This is a genomic window from Mesorhizobium sp. ES1-6, from assembly GCF_020164775.1.
Classification (GTDB): domain Bacteria; phylum Pseudomonadota; class Alphaproteobacteria; order Rhizobiales; family Rhizobiaceae; genus Mesorhizobium.
Genome location: NZ_JAIUGU010000001.1, coordinates 234,140 through 251,563 on the forward strand (window position 1 = coordinate 234,140; position 17,424 = coordinate 251,563).

Sequence of the window (17,424 nt, forward strand, 5' to 3'; positions counted from 1 at the left end):
CGCTCTACTCGATCACGACGAGCGGCATGCCGTATTCGACCGGCGTCGCGTCCTCGAACAGGATCGCCGTCACCGTGCCGGCGCGCGGCGAGGGGATCTGATTCATCGTCTTCATCGCCTCGATGATCAGGAGCGTCTGTCCTTCCTTGACCTTCTGGCCGACCTCGATGAACGGCTTGGCGTCCGGCGACGGCGCCAGATAGGCGGTTCCGACCATGGGCGAAGGGACGGCGTTCTTGGACACGTCGACCGCCGCCGGGGCAGCCACGACGGCGGATTGGGATGCGGCCGCCGGCGCATAGGCCGGTTGCGGCGCGGCGATCGCATGGACGGTGGGCGCCTGCCGCGACACCCGCACCTTCAGATCGCCGAGTTCAACCTCGATCTCGGTCAGGTTGGTGTCGTTCAGTATGCCCGCCAGATCGCGGATCAGTTGCTGGTCAACACCGGTCTTCTTTATCGACATTTTCGAGCCTTCTGTTTGTGGGCCGGTCATAGGCGTGCGGCCAGCGCCTGTAGCGCAAGCTGGTAGCCGAGCGGCCCAAAGCCACAGATCATGCCGACAGCGACCGGCGCGACCATGGAGACGTGGCGGAACGGTTCCCGCGCATGGATGTTGGAAAGGTGAACTTCGGCGACCGGCAACGGCGCGACCGAACGGATAGCGTCGTGGATCGCGATCGAGGTATGGCTGTAGGCGCCTGGGTTGATGACGATGCCGGCGGCTTTTTCGCCGGCTTCCTGGATCCAGTCGACAAGATCGCCTTCATGGTTCGACTGGCGGAAATCGACCTCGATCCCAAGCGATTGTCCCGTCTGTTTGCAGTCATCCGCGATGGCGGCAAGCGTCTTGCCGCCATAGATGCCCGGCTCGCGCTTGCCGAGCGCGTTGAGATTGGGACCGTTCAGGACGAAAACCGTTTTCAAAAAAGCCGACCTTTTCCGGCGCCGGCGTCAAGCCGGCGCGCTGGGCCTCTATACCGGGCATAGTCGCCCGCGGAAAGAGCGCAAGTGCGTTCTTTCACTGTCCACAACAGGCCGAAATGCGCCAGTGAAGAAAACCGCTCGCCGATCAAAGCGCGGCTTTCGCCGCCTCGATCTTTTCGGCGAGCACTTCCTGCCCGAGCGCTCCGAACACGACCTCGTTGCCGACGACGTAGGACGGTGTTCCGGTGATCTGCAGCTTGTTGGCGAGATCGTAGGTCTTGGAGAAGGCCTCGGTGATTGACGGATCCTTCATTTTCTCGCGCAGTGTCGCCTCGTCGGCGCCGAGCGAAAGCGCGATCTTCATCGCGGTTGCCTCGGTGGCGCGCCCCTGGCCGCCGAGCAGCGCGTTGTGGAACTCGCCGTACTTCTCCGGCTTCATCAGATGGAAGGCCATCGAAACGACGCTCGCCTTCTGCGAATCCGGGCCGAGGATCGGGAACTCCTTGAGCACGAAACGCAGATCCGGATCGGACTTGGTCAGGGCCCGCATGTCCTCGATGGCGCGTTTGCAGAAGCCGCAATTGTAGTCGTAGAACTCGACGATGGTCACCTTGCCGTTCGGGTTGCCGACGACGCCGTCGAAGGTGGAGTTGAAGATCTGGTCCTTGGCGTTCTTGATGACGCCGAGTGCGGCGAGCCGCTGTTCTTCCTTCTGCTTGGCCTCGAGCGCGTCCTGCACTTCGAGCAGCACTTCCGGGTTCTTCAGCAGGTAGTCGCGGATGATTCCCTCGACCTCGGCGCGGTCGATTTTGGTATCCGCCACGGTGGTCTGGGCCGGCTGCGTCGCCTGGGCAGGCTGCGTCGTTCCGGCCTTCGCGACCTGCGGATTGCCGGCCACGAAACCGAAAGCCAGCATGGCAAGGGCGACCGCAACCCCCGTGGTGCCCAGCAGCAGTGCCTTTTTCATCGTTCTCGTTCCTTCTGCCTGTGTTCCGGTCTGGCTGTGTCGCAGCACGCGGCCGGAGGGTTCATGAGATCACTGGCTCTTGCCTGATGATTTGTAGTTTATGATGTCCTGCGCGCGTATCCAACGCGGCTCGCCGCGCTTCATCTGCTGCTGTGCCCGCATGGCGAAGATCTTCGCATCCTTGTAGCTACCGGAATAGAAATGGCCTTCGGCGGTGGCAAGCTCGGCACCCGGTATGTCTCCCAACTCGCCATAAGCCTGCGCCAGATAACGATACCCGGTGGAATTTTCCTTGTCGCGGCTCAGGCCATTGTTGATCTGCAAGACAGCTTTCTTGAGCGAATCGGGCGTGCCGACCGCCATCAGCGCCTGGCCAAGCGAAACAGGCAGCAGGCCGGACCGTGCCGGATCGAGGCTGACCGCCTTGGCGTAGGCGTCGGCCGCATCCCCAGGCTTGTTCGCTTTCATCAATATGTCGCCGCGCAGCTCCTGGAAGTAGGCATTCCTGGGCTGCGCCTTGATCAGGGCGTTGGTCTTCGTGAGCGCCGCGTCGAGGTTGCCGTAGAGATAGGTCGACTGGGCATCGCCATATAGCGCCGCCATGCCGCCGCGCATCTTTTGCATCAGCCGCGCCGCGGCGGCCTGGCCTTCCATGTAGACGGCAATCTTCACCCGCATCATGTCATGGCGCTGCTGCAGCGCCGGCGCGTCGGCCTTGTCGACATTGGGGCTCTGCTTGACCAGCACTTCGAGGTTGGCGATGCGGTCCTGCGGCATCGGATGGCTGATCCGGTAGGGATCCACCTGCGCTCCCGACAACGACAGCGCCGTCTGGAAGCGGTGGAAGGTCTTCAGCATGCCCAAGCCGGACTGGCCCGTCGCATTGAGATAGGTGATGGCGGAGCGGTCGGCGGTGATTTCCTCGGTACGCTGATAGGCGAGGATGCTGCGCTGCGCCATCTCGCCGCCGCCAGCCGCCACGCCCATGCCGGCGCCGGCAAGGCCGCGGCTGTTCGTGGTCGCGCCGGCAACCATGGCGCCGGCACCCAGCAAGGTGGCGATGATGGCCATGGTCTTGGCGCGTTCGAGCTGGTCGCGCAGTTTCTGCTGGTGGCCTCCGGCGATATGCCCGGCTTCGTGCGCGATGACGCCGATGATTTCGTTCGGCGTCTCGGCCGTCATCAGGGCGCCGGTATTGATGAACAGCCGGCGCCCGGTGACGAAGGCGTTGAAGCTGGAATCATTGACCAGCACGATGTCGATGCCGTCATTCGCCAGCCCGGCCGCCCTGAAGATCGGCCGTGCGTAATCGCGCACCAGAGCCTCGATCTCGGCGTCGCGCACCACGGGCACGCCTTGAGCGAAGGCGGTCACCGAACCGGCCATCGCAACCGCGGCGGCAAGCGAGATCGTCGCGAAGGCGCGCGCTGCCTGGGCAATCGTCGATCTGGGTCGGCTCAACATAATGTGTCCACTGGTAGACGAGCGGGCGAAAGATGAAAAGTCGGCGCCGGAAAAACTTCCTCAACTTGTGATCCTCACATCAATCGGGCATTTGTGCGGCGCATGCGTCAGGACCTGGCGCGCTCAATCCTCGCAACAGGGGTAAAAATGGTCGTTTCGCTCTCCCGTCGCGGCAATGTCGAGCCGTTCCACGCCATGGATGTGCTGGCAGAAGCGAACCGGCTGAAGGCCCAGGGCGTGCCGGTGATTTCCATGGCGGTCGGCCAGCCTTCCGATCCGGCGCCTCTCGGGGTTCGCGCCGCCGCGGCCAAGGCGCTGGAGGATGGACGCATTGGCTACACCGACACGCTGGGTCTGACCTCGTTGCGCAAGGCGATCGCCGGGCATTACGCGGATCACTATGGCCTCGATGTCGACCCTGGGCGGATCGCGGTGACCACCGGATCGTCGGCGGCCTTCAATCTTGCCTTTCTGGCGATGTTCGATCCCGGCGACCGGGTCGCCATCGCCGCGCCCGGCTACCCCGCCTATCGCAACATCATGGCCGCCCTTGGCATCGAGGTGGTCGAGATCGAACTCAGCGACGCGGCTTATCTGCATGCCGGCCATCTGGAGGCCGCGCATCGCGAGAAGCCGTTGAAGGGCGTGCTGTTCGCAAGTCCGGCCAATCCGACCGGCGCCGTCATACCGGCCGACGAACTGGCGACCCTGGTCGCCACGGCGCAATCCCTCGGCATCGCCGTCATTTCCGATGAGATCTATCATCGGCTGGCCTATGGCGCCCCGGACACCACGGCGCTCGCCTTTAGCGACAGCGTGACTGTGATCAATTCCTTCTCGAAATATTATTGCATGACCGGCTGGCGCATCGGCTGGATGGTTTTGCCGGAAGAGCTCGTGCGGCCCGTGGAGCGCATCGCCCAGAGCCTCTACATTTCGCCGCCGGAGCTGTCGCAGATCGCGGCGGTCGAGGCTTTCGCCGCGACCGAGGAACTGGAAGCGGTGAAGCGGCGCTATGCCTGGAACCGCGAGCTTCTGATGACGCGCCTGCCGGAGCTTGGGTTTCCCCTGGCGGCGCCCATGGATGGCGCCTTCTACGCTTTCTGCGATGTCACCCGGCACAGCAATGACAGCATGGCGTTTGCCCGCAAAATGCTGGCCGAGGCGCATGTGGCGGCGACGCCAGGCCGCGATTTCGACACCTGTGCGGGCCACCGCACGATGCGGTTTTCCTATGCCGGCAGCCACGACGACATGGTCGAGGCGATGGCCCGTATCGAACGATGGTTGAGGTAGCGCCATGCCGGAACTCGAACAGGCGCTGGCGGAAGTCGCGGCGGAAATGGCGGAACGCACCGATCGCGGCGATGTCGCGACCTATATTCCCCAACTGGGCAAGGTCGACCCAAAGAAGTTCGGCATCTGCGCCGTCACCAATGACGGCCGCACGCTGCTGGCTGGCGATGCCGAGGAAGCATTTTCGATCCAGAGCATCTCGAAAGTGTTCACCCTGACGCTGACGCTCGGCAATGTCGGCGACGCGCTGTGGAAGCGGGTAGGGCGCGAACCCTCCGGCAACCCGTTCAACTCGATCGTCCAGCTCGAGCACGAGAATGGCATTCCACGCAATCCGTTCATCAATGCCGGCGCCATCGTCATTTCCGACATCCTGCTTGCCGGCCACCAGCCGCGCGAGGCGATCGGCGAGATCCTGCGCTTCATCCAGTTCCTCGCCGACGACGAAACAATCATTATCGACCGCGACGTCGCGGCCTCCGAACGTGCCACCGGCTACCGCAACTTCGCGCTCGCCAATTACATGAAGTCCTTCGGCAATCTCCACCACGCGCCGGAGCTGGCGCTGGGCGTCTATTTCCACCATTGCGCCATCGCCATGAGCTGCCGGCAACTGGCGATGGCCGGTCGCTTCCTCGCCAATGGCGGCAAGAACCCGGCAACCGGGCATTCCGTGGTGTCGGCGGAGCGGGCGCGGCGCATCGGCGCCATGATGCTGACCTGCGGCCACTATGACGGCTCCGGCGATTTCGCCTTCCGCGTCGGCATTCCCGGCAAGAGCGGCGTCGGCGGCGGCATACTGGGCATCGTGCCGGGTGTCGCCTCGCTCGCCGTCTGGTCGCCCGGCCTCAACGCCAACGGCAATTCCAAGCTGGGTTCGATCGCGCTGGAAAAGCTCGCCAGGATGATGAACTGGTCGATCTTCGCGCCATAGAGCAATTCCAGGAAAAGTGTGTAACGGTTTTCCGGGAGAAGCGCGTAGCGCTTCCCCTTGGGAATTGCGTAAAAACAAAGAGTTAGAGTGGTTCGGGGATTCTATCAAACGCTGAACCGCTCTAGGGTCAAGACCTGCCGGATATGAAAACCCCGCGCCGTTCATTTCGATCGGCGCGGGGGTCTTTTTGTCGGAAATCAATTCAAGAATTTGAAAAGCTTAGAAAAAGCCTTTCCGCTGCCACCAGCCGGCACGCTTGGGCTTTTCTTCGGATTCGGCTTTGGCTTCCGGTTCAACGGCGACGGTCGAGGAAACCACCGGTACGACAGGTGTATCGGCGGCTGCCGCCTTGCGGCGTGATGGCCGGGTCTTCGGTGTCTCCCCGGCGACCGCTGCCTCGTCCGAGGTCGTGGCTGGCGTCTCAGCGGCTGCCTGAACGGCCACTTCCACGGTCGGCTCCTCGGCCACAGCCTCGGCGGCTGCCTTCTTCGGCTTGGCTGCGCGCCGCGGCTTCTTGGGCTTTTCGGTGCTAGGCACCTCGTCGCTCACGGTAGTTGCCGGCTCTTCGGCGGCCGTGGCAGCCACCGGCTCGATCGACACAGGCTCGCTTAGCGAAGCGTCAGCCTCGGCAGGTTCGGTCGTTTCACCGGCTGCCGCCTCCGTCTCGCCTTCGCCGTCCTCACGACGGTTGCGTTTGCCGCCGCGCTTGCCGCGTCGGCGCTTCTTGCCCTGGCTATCGTCGGATGCTTCGGCCGTTTCGACGGTCTCGGTCGCGGCGACCGCAGCCTCGTCGTCTGCCTCGGCATCGTCATGGTCCGCCGCACCTTCCGACGCGGAGAAGCCGTCATCCGACGTGGAAGCGCCCTCGGTCGGAGCACCATGCTCGCGGTCGCGATCCTTGCCGCCGCGCCGCCTGCGGCGCTTGCGGCGCTTGCGGTCGCGGCCTTCGCCATCCTCGCCGGTCCGCTGCTGCTGGCCCTGCTGGGGCTGACGCGGCTGTTCGGCCTGAGCCGGCGCTTCGTCCTCTTCCTCGACGACAACGATCTCGTCCTCGGGCTCTTCCGGCTCGATGTAGGCGGGCAGGCTGCGCGCCTCGACGAAGCCTTCCGGCTTTTCGGCCAGCGCGCCTCGGAAGATCGCGTAGTGCTGGGCGCCGACCGTATCGTCGGCCTCGATGGTGACGGTCAGGCCGAAGCGGCTTTCGAGCTCCACCAGCGTGCCGCGCTTGTGGTTGAGCACGTAGAGCGCGGTCGCGGCCGGCGTGCGCACCGTGATGTGGCTGCGCGAGTCCTTGAGCAGGAATTCCTCGATCGCCCGCACCACCATCAGCGCGACCGACGAATCGGAGCGCACATGGCCGGTGCCGCCGCAATGCGGGCACGGCTTCATGGTCGATTCCAGCACGCTGGCGCGGATGCGCTGGCGCGACATCTCCATCAGGCCGAAATGCGAGATACGGCCGACCTGAATGCGGGCGCGGTCGTTCTTGAGGTGATCCTTCAGCCGCTTCTCGACGGAGCGGTTGTTACGGTTCTCCTCCATGTCGATGAAGTCGATGACGATCAGGCCGGCAAGGTCGCGCAACCGGAGCTGGCGGGCAACTTCTTCCGCCGCCTCCAGATTGGTGTGGAGCGCGGTGTCCTCGATCGAGTGCTCCTTGGTGGAGCGTCCCGAATTGACGTCGATGGCGACCAGTGCCTCGGTCTGGTTGATGATGATGTAGCCGCCGCTCTTCAGCGTCACCTGCGGCTGCAGCATGCGGTCGAGCTGCGCCTCGATGCCGTTGCGCACGAAGATCGGCGTCGTGTCGCGGAACGGCTGAACCACCTTGGCGTGGCTCGGCATCAGCATGCGCATGAAGTCCTTGGCCTCGCGGTAGCCCTCTTCGCCGGAAACCAGGATCTCGTCGATGTCCTTGTTGTAGAGGTCGCGCACCGAGCGCTTGATCAGGCTGCCTTCCTCGTAGACGAGGGCAGGGGCGGTGGACTGGAGCGTGAGATTGCGCACGTTCTCCCACAGCCGCATCAGATATTCGTAGTCGCGCTTGATCTCGGCCTTGGTGCGGCTCTCGCCGGCGGTACGCAGGATGACCCCCATGCCTTGCGGCACTTCGAGATCGGCAACAACTTCCTTGAGGCGCTTGCGGTCGACCGCGCTGGTGATCTTGCGCGAAATGCCGCCGCCGCGCGCCGTGTTCGGCATCAGCACCGAATAGCGGCCGGCGAGCGACAGATAGGTGGTGAGCGCCGCGCCCTTGTTGCCGCGCTCTTCCTTGACCACCTGCACGAGCAGAATCTGCCGGCGCTTGATCACTTCCTGGATCTTGTACTGGCGACGCACCGGCTTGCGGCGGTTGCGCACTTCTTCCAGCGCATCCTCGGCGCCGACCGATTCGATCTCATGATCGTCGGGATGGGAAGAGGACACTTCCTCCAGCATGCCGCGATCATTGTCGGTGGAGGTGGCTTCGCTGCCTTGCTCCGCCTGGGCGACAGTCTCGGAAATCACATCGGCTTCGACGGAAGCGGCGATCGACTTGGGGCCGCCGTCGCTGGCCTCGCTTTCATCCTGTTCGGAAGAACCGTCGTTATCTTCGGATGCAACGGCGTGCTCCGAGGCATCCGACGCATGTTCCGTGGTTCCGGAAACGTCGGACATGTCCTCGGCGACCGCGTCAGCGCCATTGTCGTTGTTTTCGTCCGTCTCGCCGATGCCTTCGTTTGCGTCCCCGGAATCGGCCGAACCCGCATCGCGCCTGCTTTCACCGCGGTCGCGAGTCTTGCCGCCGCGCCGGCGGCCGCGCCGTCCGCGATCCCGGCTCTGGCGATCCTCGCCTTCGCCGTCCTCGTTCTCCTCGTCCTCGGCCTCCTGCGCTTCCGCGCGCAGCAGTGCCTGACGGTCGGCGACCGGAATCTGGTAGTAATCGGGGTGTATTTCACTGAAGGCGAGAAAACCGTGACGGTTGCCGCCATATTCGACAAAGGCTGCCTGAAGGGAAGGTTCGACGCGCGTTACGCGGGCGAGGTAGATATTTCCTTTGAGCTGCTTCTTGTCCTGGGATTCAAAGTCGAATTCTTCGATACGGTTACCGCGTATGACGACTACGCGTGTTTCCTCCGGGTGGGAGGCGTCTATCAGCATTTTGTTGGGCATTATTTCGTTTCCCCCCGGCAGCCGTCAGCCGCAGCTGGCGGGGCAAAGCCCGCTGCTGTGTGTCTGGATGAGAGTGGGTGCCGGATAATTGAACGTCCGCCGGACGCTGCCCGCGTGTCATGGCGGTGCCGCCCGCAGCCAAATTGGCGCGGTTTGATGCGGACCTTTCCATGATTGCGCTTGAAGCCATCGTCACCAGCAGAACCTTTGAACCAAAGCCCGGAAACCGGACCAGCTTGTTTGCTCTTACAGAGCCGGCACGGGAACAACCCGGCCGTTTTCCTCACGCAGGCGATTCCCCCGCCACGGGAGCACACCTGCGAAATTCGTCGCAATCACCTGAAGCCTTTTCGCGTGAAGCGAAAGGAGCCGCCTTTCATCTGACCCTTTAGCAGGAAGCTGCGGAGGAGGGCGGTTCCAGGATTGCAGTGATCCACCATCGCTTTTATGATTTGGCGGGTTGGAAGGCAACCCCGATTTCCGATGCCGGCAAAAAGCAGTTCCGTAGCGTAAGCCTGGTTCCGATCCTTGCATGAAAAGGCTTGGTTAACCTTCTCTGGATACCAATCGTTAATCGAACTCGTGGCCTGACCGGCACTTCGATGAAACGAGCCGGCGCCGGGCGCCAAACCGGGAGCGACTGGAAGAGAGATGGGACTGGCGGACTTCACAGACAAGGGATGCCGTGTTGGCGGCCGGTTTCTGTGCGCCTTCTGTCTCTTGTTGCTGCTGGTGGTTTCGTCCGCCTTTTCCGCTGGTGCCAACGCCGCCGACGCACCGCTCGTGGCGAGGGGCTACAAGATGGCCGGCGATGCCACCAAGATGCGCATCGTCATGGATTTCGATCGCGAACCCGACATCAAATGGTTCCTGCTGCGCGGACCCAATCGGGTTGTCATCGATCTTGCGAACACGCGATTTGCCATCGATGCCAAGGATTTGAAGCCGCGCGGCCTGGTCAAGGGCGTGCGGCTCGGCGAATTCGGCGAGGGCGTCGCGCGACTGATTCTGACCGGCAAGGGGCCGTTCGCCGTCGACAAGCTCGATGTGCTCAAGAACGAGGACGGAACCGGCTACCGCATTGCCATCGACATGTCGGCGGCCTCCGAACGTGAGTTCGACGCCGCCCTTGCCAATCAGGCGTTGACCACGGGTTCCACCGTTTCGACCGACAAGGGCGGCCGGGTCGGCACCGGTCCCGTCTCCAATCCGGGCCATCGCTTCACCGTGGTCATCGATCCCGGCCATGGTGGCATAGACGGCGGCGCCGAAGGCCTGAACGGCACCATCGAGAAGAACGTCACCCTGGCCTTTGCCACGGAGTTGCGCGACAAGCTCGCGGCCATCGGCAGATACGATGTCTTCATGACCCGCGATACCGATGAATATCTGCGCCTGGACGACCGCGTGCGCATTGCCCGCCAGCATGAGGCCGATCTGCTGATTTCGATCCATGCCGACACGATCAGCGTCAAGGGCATCCGCGGCGCCACGGTCTATACGGTCTCCGACAAGGCCTCCGACCCGGAAGCGCAGGCGCTTGCCGACCGCGAAAACCTGTCCGACCAATTCGCCGGCATGGTCATCAAGGACGACAACAAGGAAGTCACCGACATCCTCATCGACCTGATCCGCCGCGAGACGCACACTTTCTCGATGAGTTTTGCCCACACATTGGTCGGCCAGCTCTCGACCAGCGTCGGCCTCATCAACAATCCGCAGCGTTCGGCGGGATTCAAGGTGCTGAAGGCGCCGGACGTGCCGTCGGTGCTGGTCGAGCTCGGCTATCTCTCCAACGCCAAGGACGAGGCGCAGCTGCTCGACGCCGAATGGCGCGGCAAGGCGGCGCAAAGCATCACCAATGCCGTCGCATTGTTCGCTTCCGCGCGCGCCGGGGTCGGAACCGGAGGTTGACATGCGTCGCGGCGCCTGCAACCAGAAGCGGCGTTGCGGGATGACAACACAAGGTGCTTTTATTTCCGGCTTGCGGCCGCCAAACGCGGCCTTGCCGTATTTTGTCCACATGGTCGCGACATGGGTTTTCGATTACGGTTTGGGACCGGCTCGAAAGCTTGCGTGGAAGGCGGCTTCGTTTAGGAAATTCCCGAACCAAGGACTGGAGCGGGTATGATTCGTCTCATTGGCTATTTCTTCGGCATCGGCACGACGCTGGCCCTTCTGGTCGCGGCGGGCGTTGCGATTTACATCGGCCACCTGTCGAAGGACCTGCCCGACTACGAGGTTCTGGCCAAGTACGAGCCGCCGGTGACCACCCGCATCCACGCCTCGGACGGGTCGCTGATGGCGGAATACGCGCGCGAACGTCGCCTTTATCTGCCGATCCAGGCCATTCCGGATCGGGTCAAGGCCGCTTTCCTGTCCGCCGAGGACAAGAATTTCTACAACCACCCCGGCATCGACGTGACCGGCCTCGGCCGCGCCATCATCGTCAATTTTCAGAATCTCGGCTCGGGCAGGCGTCAGGTCGGCGCCTCGACGATCACCCAGCAGGTGGCCAAGAACTTCCTGTTGACCGCGGACCAGACCTACGAGCGCAAGATCAAGGAAATGATCCTGGCCTTCCGTATCGAGCAGGCCTATCCCAAGGACCGCATTCTCGAGCTCTACCTCAACGAAATCTTCTTCGGCTTCGGTGCCTATGGTGTCGCCGGAGCGGCATTGACCTATTTCGACAAGTCGGTGAACGAACTGACCGTGGCCGAGGCCGCTTACCTGGCCTCCCTGCCGAAGGGGCCGAACAACTATCACCCCTTCAAGCATGCCGATCGCGCGATCGAGCGCCGCAACTGGGTCATCGACCAGATGGTCGAGAATGGCTACGTCACGCGTGAGGAAGGCAACAAGGCCAAGGCCGAGCCGCTCGGCGTGACGCCGCGCCGCACCGGCACCTATCTGTTCGCCGGTGAATATTTCACCGAGGAAGTGCGTCGCCAGATCATCGCCCGCTACGGCGAGAACGCGCTCTACGAAGGCGGCCTGTCCGTCCGCACCACGCTTGACCCGAAGATCCAGCTGATCGCTCGCAAGGCGATGCAGAACGGCCTCATCAAATACGACACGCTGCGCGGCTATCGCGGGCCGGTGACGACCATCGACGCGTCAGGCGACTGGGGCGTGCCGCTGGGCGCCGTCAAGGGACTGGAGGACGTTCCGGAGTGGTCGCTGGCCGTCGTGCTCGACAGTTCGGCGTCAGGTCTGTCGATCGGCCTGCAACCCGCGCGCCAGGCCTCCGGCGATATCGTGAAGGAACGCGTCGAAGGCACTGTCAGCAAGGAAGACATGGGCTTTGCCATGCGCCATGTGGTCGACGGCAAGACGGTCAAGGCCAAGTCGCCGGCCGACGTGCTGAAGCCGGGCGACGTCATCTTCGTGCAGAAGAACGATGGCTCCGACAATGCCTACAGCCTGCGTCAGGTTCCCGAGGTGGAAGGCGGTCTGATCGCCATGGATCCGCATACCGGCCGCGTGCTGGCCATGGTCGGGGGCTTCTCCTACGCCCAGTCCGAGTTCAACCGCGCCACCCAGGCGATGCGCCAGCCGGGCTCCTCGTTCAAGCCGATCGTCTATTCGGCCGCGCTCGACAATGGCTATACCCCGGCCTCGGTGATCATGGATGGACCGATCACCATCCAGAGCGGCAACACCACCTGGACGCCGAAGAACTATGACGGCACCGTCGCCGGCCCGGCAACGCTGCGTTCCGGCATCGAGAAATCGCGCAACCTGATGACGGTGCGGCTTGCCAACGACATGGGCATGAAGCTGGTCGTCGAATATGCCGAACGCTTCGGCGTCTATGATCATCTGGCGCCGTATCTGCCGATGGCGCTGGGCTCCGGCGAGACGACCGTGATGCGCATGGTTTCGGCCTATTCGATCATGGCCAATGGCGGCAAGTCGATCAAACCGTCGCTGATTGACCGCATCCAGGATCGCTACGGCAAGACGGTCTTCAAGCAGGATGAGCGCGGCTGCGAGGGCTGCAACGCGCCTGAATGGAAGAATCAGCCGGAGCCGGAACTGGTCGACAATTCCGAGCAGGTGCTCGATCCGATGACCGCCTACCAGATCACCTCGATGATGGAAGGCGTCGTCCAGCGCGGCACCGGCGCCACCATTGGGGAGCTTGGTCGCCACATCGCCGGCAAGACCGGCACCACCAACGACGAAAAGGACGCCTGGTTCATTGGCTACACGCCGAACCTCGTGGTCGGGCTCTACATGGGTTACGACACGCCGCGCGGCCTTGGCCATGGCGCCACCGGCGGCGGTCTTGCCGCGCCGATCTTCAAGGATTTCATGCGCGTGGCGCTGGACGGCACGCCCAATGTCGACTTCAAGGTGCCTGACGGCATGAACCTGGTCGCCATCAACCGCAAGACCGGCATGCGGGCTTCCTCGGGCGATCCGGGAACCATCATCGAGGCGTTCAAGCCGGGCACCGGCCCCGCCGACAGCTACTGGGTGATCGGCATGGGCGCTGATGGCTCCAATGCGTCGGGTGGCGCACTGTCGCCGCAGGCCAACCAGGCCATCCAGGACGGCGGCGGCGGCCTTTACTGACGGTTCACACGCCGAAATGGGCAGCCCCTGGGCTGGCCCATTTCGCTTTACACATGGCGGCACCGTCCCTATGTATCGCGCCGACCGAAGCGTCATTTCAGCAACAGGACAAAACACCAGGCCATGCGCGCGGAAACGCAGAATATTGTCGACGAGATCAGGCAGGCGATAACCCTGCTGAGGAGGCATCTTTGACTGGGATCAGGCCATAAAGCGGCTTGAATACCTCAATGTGCGGGCCGAGGACGCCAGCCTCTGGAACGAACCGCTGGAAGCGCAGAAGCTGATGCGCGAACGCCAGGGCCTCGAGGAAGGCATCGCCTCTGTCAAAGGCCTGACCCAGGCGCTGGAAGACAATATCGGCCTGATCGAACTGGGCGAGGAAGAGGGTGACGAAGGCGTCATCGCCGAGGCCGAGGCCGCGCTCCGCTCGATGCAGGGCGAGGCCAAGGCCCGCCAGGTCGAAACGCTGCTCTCGGGCGAGGCCGACGGCAACGACACCTATCTCGAAATCCATGCAGGCGCCGGCGGCACCGAAAGCCAGGACTGGGCGTCGATGCTGCTGCGCATGTACACGCGCTGGGCCGAGCGCCGGCGCTTCAAGGTCGAGGTGCTTGAAGTGCATGACGGCGAGGAGGCCGGCATCAAGTCCGCCACGCTTCTGATCAAGGGCCACAATGCCTATGGTTGGCTGAAGACCGAATCCGGCGTCCACCGCCTGGTGCGCATCTCGCCCTATGACAGCAATGCGCGCCGGCACACATCCTTCTCCAGCGTGTGGGTCTATCCCGTCGTCGACGATGCGATCGAGATCGACGTTTCCGAATCGGACGTCCGCATCGATACCTATCGGTCGTCGGGTTCCGGCGGCCAGCATGTCAACACCACCGATTCGGCCGTGCGCATCACCCATATCGCCACGGGCATCGCGGTCGCCTGCCAGGCGGAACGCTCGCAGCACAAGAACAAGGCGAAGGCCTGGGAAATGCTGCGCTCACGACTCTATGAGGAAGAGCTGAAGAAGCGCGAAGCGGTGGCCAACGCGACCGAAGCCTCGAAGAGCGACATCGGCTGGGGTCACCAGATCCGTTCCTACGTGCTGCAGCCCTACCAGCTGGTGAAGGATCTGCGCACCGGCGTCGAAAGCACCAGCCCCTCCAGCGTCCTCGATGGCGATCTCGACGACTTCATGGAAGCTTCGTTGTCGCAGCGCATCGAAGGCGGTGCCGGCGAAGCCGTGGCGGATCTGGATTAAACAGTCCGCGCGTCTTCGGTTCGGCCGGTTTCATCATCGTCTCGGCGCGGGGTGCGGCCGTGTGAGAAACAGATTGTGCCCGAGGGCCGAGCAATATGCGGCCTCCGGCAATTCTTGCGCCGACTCACATTTCGGCTCACCATCGCCGACGGGAGGAGACAAAAGCATTTATGGCCGGTCGCGGCATATCTGCTGACGGTTCGGCCGCTGGGAAGACACGTTCCGGGAAACGGGCAGGCGAAACGCTTGAACCTCGTTTGAAAGGAACGTTGCCATGTTTGCTTCCAGTTCCAGATCGGCCATCGCCGTTCCGTCGGTTGGCCAACTCCTCCTTCCTCTGTACGCGGCCTGTGTGATCGCATCCGTGTCGGCACCGGCTGTGGCGCATGACGCCAAGCCGACCGCGGCCAAGCCGCAAGGCTGGAGTTATCCGTTCGCCTGTTGCGCCAATTTCGACTGCCACGAGGTGTCGCAAACCTCGATCAGCGAGCGCCCGGACGGCTATGTCATCAAGGACACCGGGGAGGTGCTGGCCTACAGCGACAGGCGAGTCAAGGATTCGCCCGATGGCGAGTTCCATTGGTGCGCGCATGAGGCCGGGCTCGATGCCGGCAAGACCATCTGCCTGTTCGTGCCGCCATCCTCCTACTAGTTTGGATCTGCTGCCGCCTGTCCAGGCCTAAAGCCTGCTGACGGACGGTTGTCAGGATCGCCTCTTTATGGTGCCCTGCCGCCTGGGCGGCGGACAATGGAGAGGTGATGTACATGACCATCAAGGCAAGCTGCCACTGCAAGGCGACGACATTCGAGGTTTCGGAGGCACCGGGCACGGTGACGCAATGCACCTGTTCGTTCTGCTCGAAACGCGGCTCGCTCTGGGCCTATTACCTCCCATCGCAGTTCAGGCTCATCACGCCGCTGAAGAACGTTGTCTTCTATCAGTGGGGCTCGAAAACCATAAAGCACGGTTTTTGCGCCACTTGCGGCTGTGGCACTTTCACCGAAACGCCGGACTGGTCGACCGGCGAGCCGGATTTCGACAATCCGAAGATCAGCGTCAACGCGCGGCTGTTCGATGATTTCGATCTCGACAAGGTCGAAGTGGTGGTCATTGACGGCAAGAATCTCTGGTAGCCGGTCACGGCGCTTCGTCACGCCGCCAGCTCCGGGAAAAGCCGCGCCGGCCACTTTTCCCGTTCCGCTTTTCGCCGCAATTCATGGTACAAGTCGCGGCAAGGGCTGATTTGGCGCCATCGTAAGGCGTGACTTGGAGAGGGACCATTCTATGAAAAAGACCGTGCTCGTCGTTGTGGCGACGGCTTTGCTCGTGACCGCGTGCACCACCACCGATCCGTATACGGGCGACCAGAAGATTTCCAACACGGCCGCGGGCGCCGGTCTCGGCGCTCTGGCCGGTGCCAGCCTCGGCCTGCTTGCCGGCGGCAATGACCGCCGCAATGCGTTGATCGGCGCCGGCATCGGCGCGCTGGCCGGCGGCGCCATCGGCGCCACGATGGACCAGAACGAGGCCGAACTGCGCCGGCAGCTTCAGGGCACCGGCGTCAGCGTCACCCGCAGCGGCGACCAGATCATCCTCAACATGCCGTCCGACATCACCTTCAATATCGATCAGGACGCTGTGAAGCCCGGTTTCTATCCGGTGCTGAATTCCGTCGCGCTGGTGCTGAAGAAATTCAAGCAGACCACGGTCGACGTCTTTGGCCATACCGATTCGACCGGTGGCGATCAGCACAATTTCGATCTGTCGCAGCGCCGTGCGCTGGCGGTCGCCAACTACCTCTCCGGCCAGGGCGTTGATCAACGCCGCTTCGCCGTCACCGGCTTCGGCAAGACGCGGCCGATCGCTTCCAACGCGACGGCCGCTGGTCGCGAACAGAACCGGCGCGTCGAGATCCAGCTTTCGCCACTCACCTGATTGTTCGGCAACGAAATGCGAAACGGCCCCGTCGGGGGCCGTTTTTGTTTGAGCGGATTTCGACGCCCCTTGGGGCGCTGCTTTAAAATTAGCAATCTCTAAATAACGGCTTTCCCGCGGTCGCGGAAAGGAATAGGATCGGCATCGTTCCAGAGGGGATGAGGCGGTACAACTGGCCGCGTAATCAACACTTTCCGCCTCGGTCTTGCACGGCCAGATCATGAAATCTGGGAGGAATGCAATGACAAGAACAGCCAGCCTTGGACGCTGTGGCGTCCTCGCTTTGACAAGCGTCGTCGGTGCATGGTTGGGCCTCGCTGTGGCTCATGCCGAGGACGCCAGCAAGGCCGACATCGACGCCTTGAAGAAGTCGCTCGCCAAATATGAGGACTACACCGCCGCCGTCCGCGACCTCTATCTCTCGACGGTCGGCTGCGTCTATTACAGCGGCGAAAAGATACCCGGCTCCATGGACTATCCGAAGGGCGCCATGGGCATCCATTTCGTCAACGTCCCGAGCATCGGCCAGAAACTCGACCCGATGAAGCCCAACGTCCTCATCTACGAGCCGACCAGGAAAGGCCTGAAATTGGTCGGCGTGGAATGGCTGCTGCCGTTGACCCCGGACGTCAAGGCGCCGCCGAAGCTGTTTGGTCAAACCTTCATGGGCCCGATGGAGGGACATTATCCGCTCATTCCGAGGGAGTTCGTCCACTATGACCTTCACGCCTGGCTGTTCGCCGACAATCCGAACGGCATGTTCAGCCCGACGAATCCGAAGGTGAAATGCAACAAGGCCGAGTTCCCGATGCTGGAGAAGCCGACCAAGATGATGCCTGGGCCAATGTAACGGGGATTCTGGGCGGCGTTCAAAATAACCGCTGAACCCATCCAGCGATCTGTTTCCA

Annotated in this window: 14 protein-coding genes; 9 read left to right on the plus strand and 5 right to left on the minus strand. The window is 62.8% G+C overall.

Annotation, left to right across the window (positions count from 1 at the left end):
• Nucleotides 1–4: 4 nt before the first annotated feature.
• The 4 genes from accB to LB564_RS01315 all read right to left on the minus strand — a co-directional run bounded on the left by accB (nucleotide 5) and on the right by LB564_RS01315 (nucleotide 3,358).
• Nucleotides 5–466, minus strand: a complete 462-nt coding sequence (gene accB / locus LB564_RS01300; RefSeq protein WP_224534486.1) for an acetyl-CoA carboxylase biotin carboxyl carrier protein — start codon at nucleotides 464–466, stop codon at nucleotides 5–7.
• A gap of 26 nt (nucleotides 467–492) precedes the next feature.
• On the minus strand, nucleotides 493–927 hold the full coding sequence (gene aroQ, locus LB564_RS01305; protein WP_224534487.1) for a type II 3-dehydroquinate dehydratase: 435 nt from the start codon (nucleotides 925–927) through the stop codon (nucleotides 493–495).
• Between the two features lie 145 nt (nucleotides 928–1,072).
• Nucleotides 1,073–1,894, minus strand: a complete 822-nt coding sequence (locus tag LB564_RS01310; RefSeq protein WP_140710353.1) for a DsbA family protein — start codon at nucleotides 1,892–1,894, stop codon at nucleotides 1,073–1,075.
• Between the two features lie 69 nt (nucleotides 1,895–1,963).
• On the minus strand, nucleotides 1,964–3,358 hold the full coding sequence (locus LB564_RS01315) for a M48 family metalloprotease (protein ID WP_224534488.1): 1,395 nt from the start codon (nucleotides 3,356–3,358) through the stop codon (nucleotides 1,964–1,966).
• 147 nt (nucleotides 3,359–3,505) lie between these two features.
• Here LB564_RS01315 and LB564_RS01320 point away from each other — a divergent pair, with 147 nt between their 5' ends.
• Both LB564_RS01320 and LB564_RS01325 read left to right on the plus strand, forming a co-directional pair.
• The gene (locus LB564_RS01320; RefSeq protein ID WP_224534489.1) at nucleotides 3,506–4,654 is read left to right on the plus strand and encodes a pyridoxal phosphate-dependent aminotransferase; all 1,149 of its coding nucleotides are present in this window, start codon (nucleotides 3,506–3,508) and stop codon (nucleotides 4,652–4,654) included.
• 4 nt (nucleotides 4,655–4,658) lie between these two features.
• Complete coding sequence (locus LB564_RS01325; protein ID WP_224534490.1) at nucleotides 4,659–5,588, plus strand: glutaminase; 930 nt, start codon at nucleotides 4,659–4,661, stop codon at nucleotides 5,586–5,588.
• Nucleotides 5,589–5,807: 219 nt separating this feature from the next.
• Here LB564_RS01325 and LB564_RS01330 read toward each other — a convergent pair whose 3' ends face one another.
• Nucleotides 5,808–8,741, minus strand: coding sequence for a ribonuclease E/G (locus tag LB564_RS01330; protein WP_224534491.1), 2,934 nt, complete (start codon nucleotides 8,739–8,741; stop codon nucleotides 5,808–5,810).
• A 651-nt stretch (nucleotides 8,742–9,392) separates the two neighbouring features.
• Between LB564_RS01330 and LB564_RS01335 the strand changes: the two genes are divergently transcribed.
• The 7 genes from LB564_RS01335 (at nucleotide 9,393) to LB564_RS01365 (ending at nucleotide 17,366) form a co-directional block, all read left to right on the plus strand.
• Nucleotides 9,393–10,655, plus strand: coding sequence for an N-acetylmuramoyl-L-alanine amidase (locus LB564_RS01335; protein ID WP_224534492.1), 1,263 nt, complete (start codon nucleotides 9,393–9,395; stop codon nucleotides 10,653–10,655).
• A gap of 213 nt (nucleotides 10,656–10,868) precedes the next feature.
• A complete protein-coding gene (locus tag LB564_RS01340) occupies nucleotides 10,869–13,325 on the plus strand; it encodes a penicillin-binding protein 1A (protein ID WP_140710341.1) in 2,457 nt (818 codons plus the stop codon).
• A 123-nt stretch (nucleotides 13,326–13,448) separates the two neighbouring features.
• A protein-coding gene (gene prfB / locus LB564_RS01345; RefSeq protein ID WP_224534493.1) for a peptide chain release factor 2 occupies nucleotides 13,449–14,580 on the plus strand; the annotation gives its coding sequence in 2 pieces (ribosomal slippage) (nucleotides 13,449–13,514 and nucleotides 13,516–14,580; 1,131 coding nt in all).
• A 274-nt stretch (nucleotides 14,581–14,854) separates the two neighbouring features.
• Nucleotides 14,855–15,232 carry a hypothetical protein gene (locus LB564_RS01350; protein WP_224534494.1) on the plus strand — a complete coding sequence of 126 codons (378 nt, stop codon included), beginning with the start codon at nucleotides 14,855–14,857 and terminating at the stop codon, nucleotides 15,230–15,232.
• A gap of 113 nt (nucleotides 15,233–15,345) precedes the next feature.
• Nucleotides 15,346–15,714, plus strand: coding sequence for a GFA family protein (locus LB564_RS01355; protein WP_224535387.1), 369 nt, complete (start codon nucleotides 15,346–15,348; stop codon nucleotides 15,712–15,714).
• Between the two features lie 151 nt (nucleotides 15,715–15,865).
• Complete coding sequence (locus LB564_RS01360) at nucleotides 15,866–16,516, plus strand: OmpA family protein (RefSeq protein WP_224534496.1); 651 nt, start codon at nucleotides 15,866–15,868, stop codon at nucleotides 16,514–16,516.
• A gap of 241 nt (nucleotides 16,517–16,757) precedes the next feature.
• Nucleotides 16,758–17,366, plus strand: a complete 609-nt coding sequence (locus LB564_RS01365) for a hypothetical protein (RefSeq protein ID WP_224534498.1) — start codon at nucleotides 16,758–16,760, stop codon at nucleotides 17,364–17,366.
• The last annotated feature ends 58 nt before the right edge of the window (nucleotides 17,367–17,424 follow it).

Excerpts from the sequence above, each read along its gene's own strand:
- accB (WP_224534486.1), bottom strand. The coding sequence starts at position 466 with ATGTCGATAAAGAAGACCGGTGTTGACCAGCAACTGATCCGCGATCTG.
- LB564_RS01310 (WP_140710353.1), bottom strand. The coding sequence starts at position 1,894 with ATGAAAAAGGCACTGCTGCTGGGCACCACGGGGGTTGCGGTCGCCCTT.
- LB564_RS01315 (WP_224534488.1), bottom strand. The coding sequence starts at position 3,358 with ATGTTGAGCCGACCCAGATCGACGATTGCCCAGGCAGCGCGCGCCTTC.
- LB564_RS01320 (WP_224534489.1), top strand. The coding sequence starts at position 3,506 with ATGGTCGTTTCGCTCTCCCGTCGCGGCAATGTCGAGCCGTTCCACGCC.
- LB564_RS01325 (WP_224534490.1), top strand. The coding sequence starts at position 4,659 with ATGCCGGAACTCGAACAGGCGCTGGCGGAAGTCGCGGCGGAAATGGCG.
- LB564_RS01330 (WP_224534491.1), bottom strand. The coding sequence starts at position 8,741 with ATGCCCAACAAAATGCTGATAGACGCCTCCCACCCGGAGGAAACACGC.
- LB564_RS01335 (WP_224534492.1), top strand. The coding sequence starts at position 9,393 with ATGGGACTGGCGGACTTCACAGACAAGGGATGCCGTGTTGGCGGCCGG.
- LB564_RS01340 (WP_140710341.1), top strand. The coding sequence starts at position 10,869 with ATGATTCGTCTCATTGGCTATTTCTTCGGCATCGGCACGACGCTGGCC.
- LB564_RS01350 (WP_224534494.1), top strand. The coding sequence starts at position 14,855 with ATGTTTGCTTCCAGTTCCAGATCGGCCATCGCCGTTCCGTCGGTTGGC.
- LB564_RS01355 (WP_224535387.1), top strand. The coding sequence starts at position 15,346 with ATGACCATCAAGGCAAGCTGCCACTGCAAGGCGACGACATTCGAGGTT.
- LB564_RS01360 (WP_224534496.1), top strand. The coding sequence starts at position 15,866 with ATGAAAAAGACCGTGCTCGTCGTTGTGGCGACGGCTTTGCTCGTGACC.
- LB564_RS01365 (WP_224534498.1), top strand. The coding sequence starts at position 16,758 with ATGACAAGAACAGCCAGCCTTGGACGCTGTGGCGTCCTCGCTTTGACA.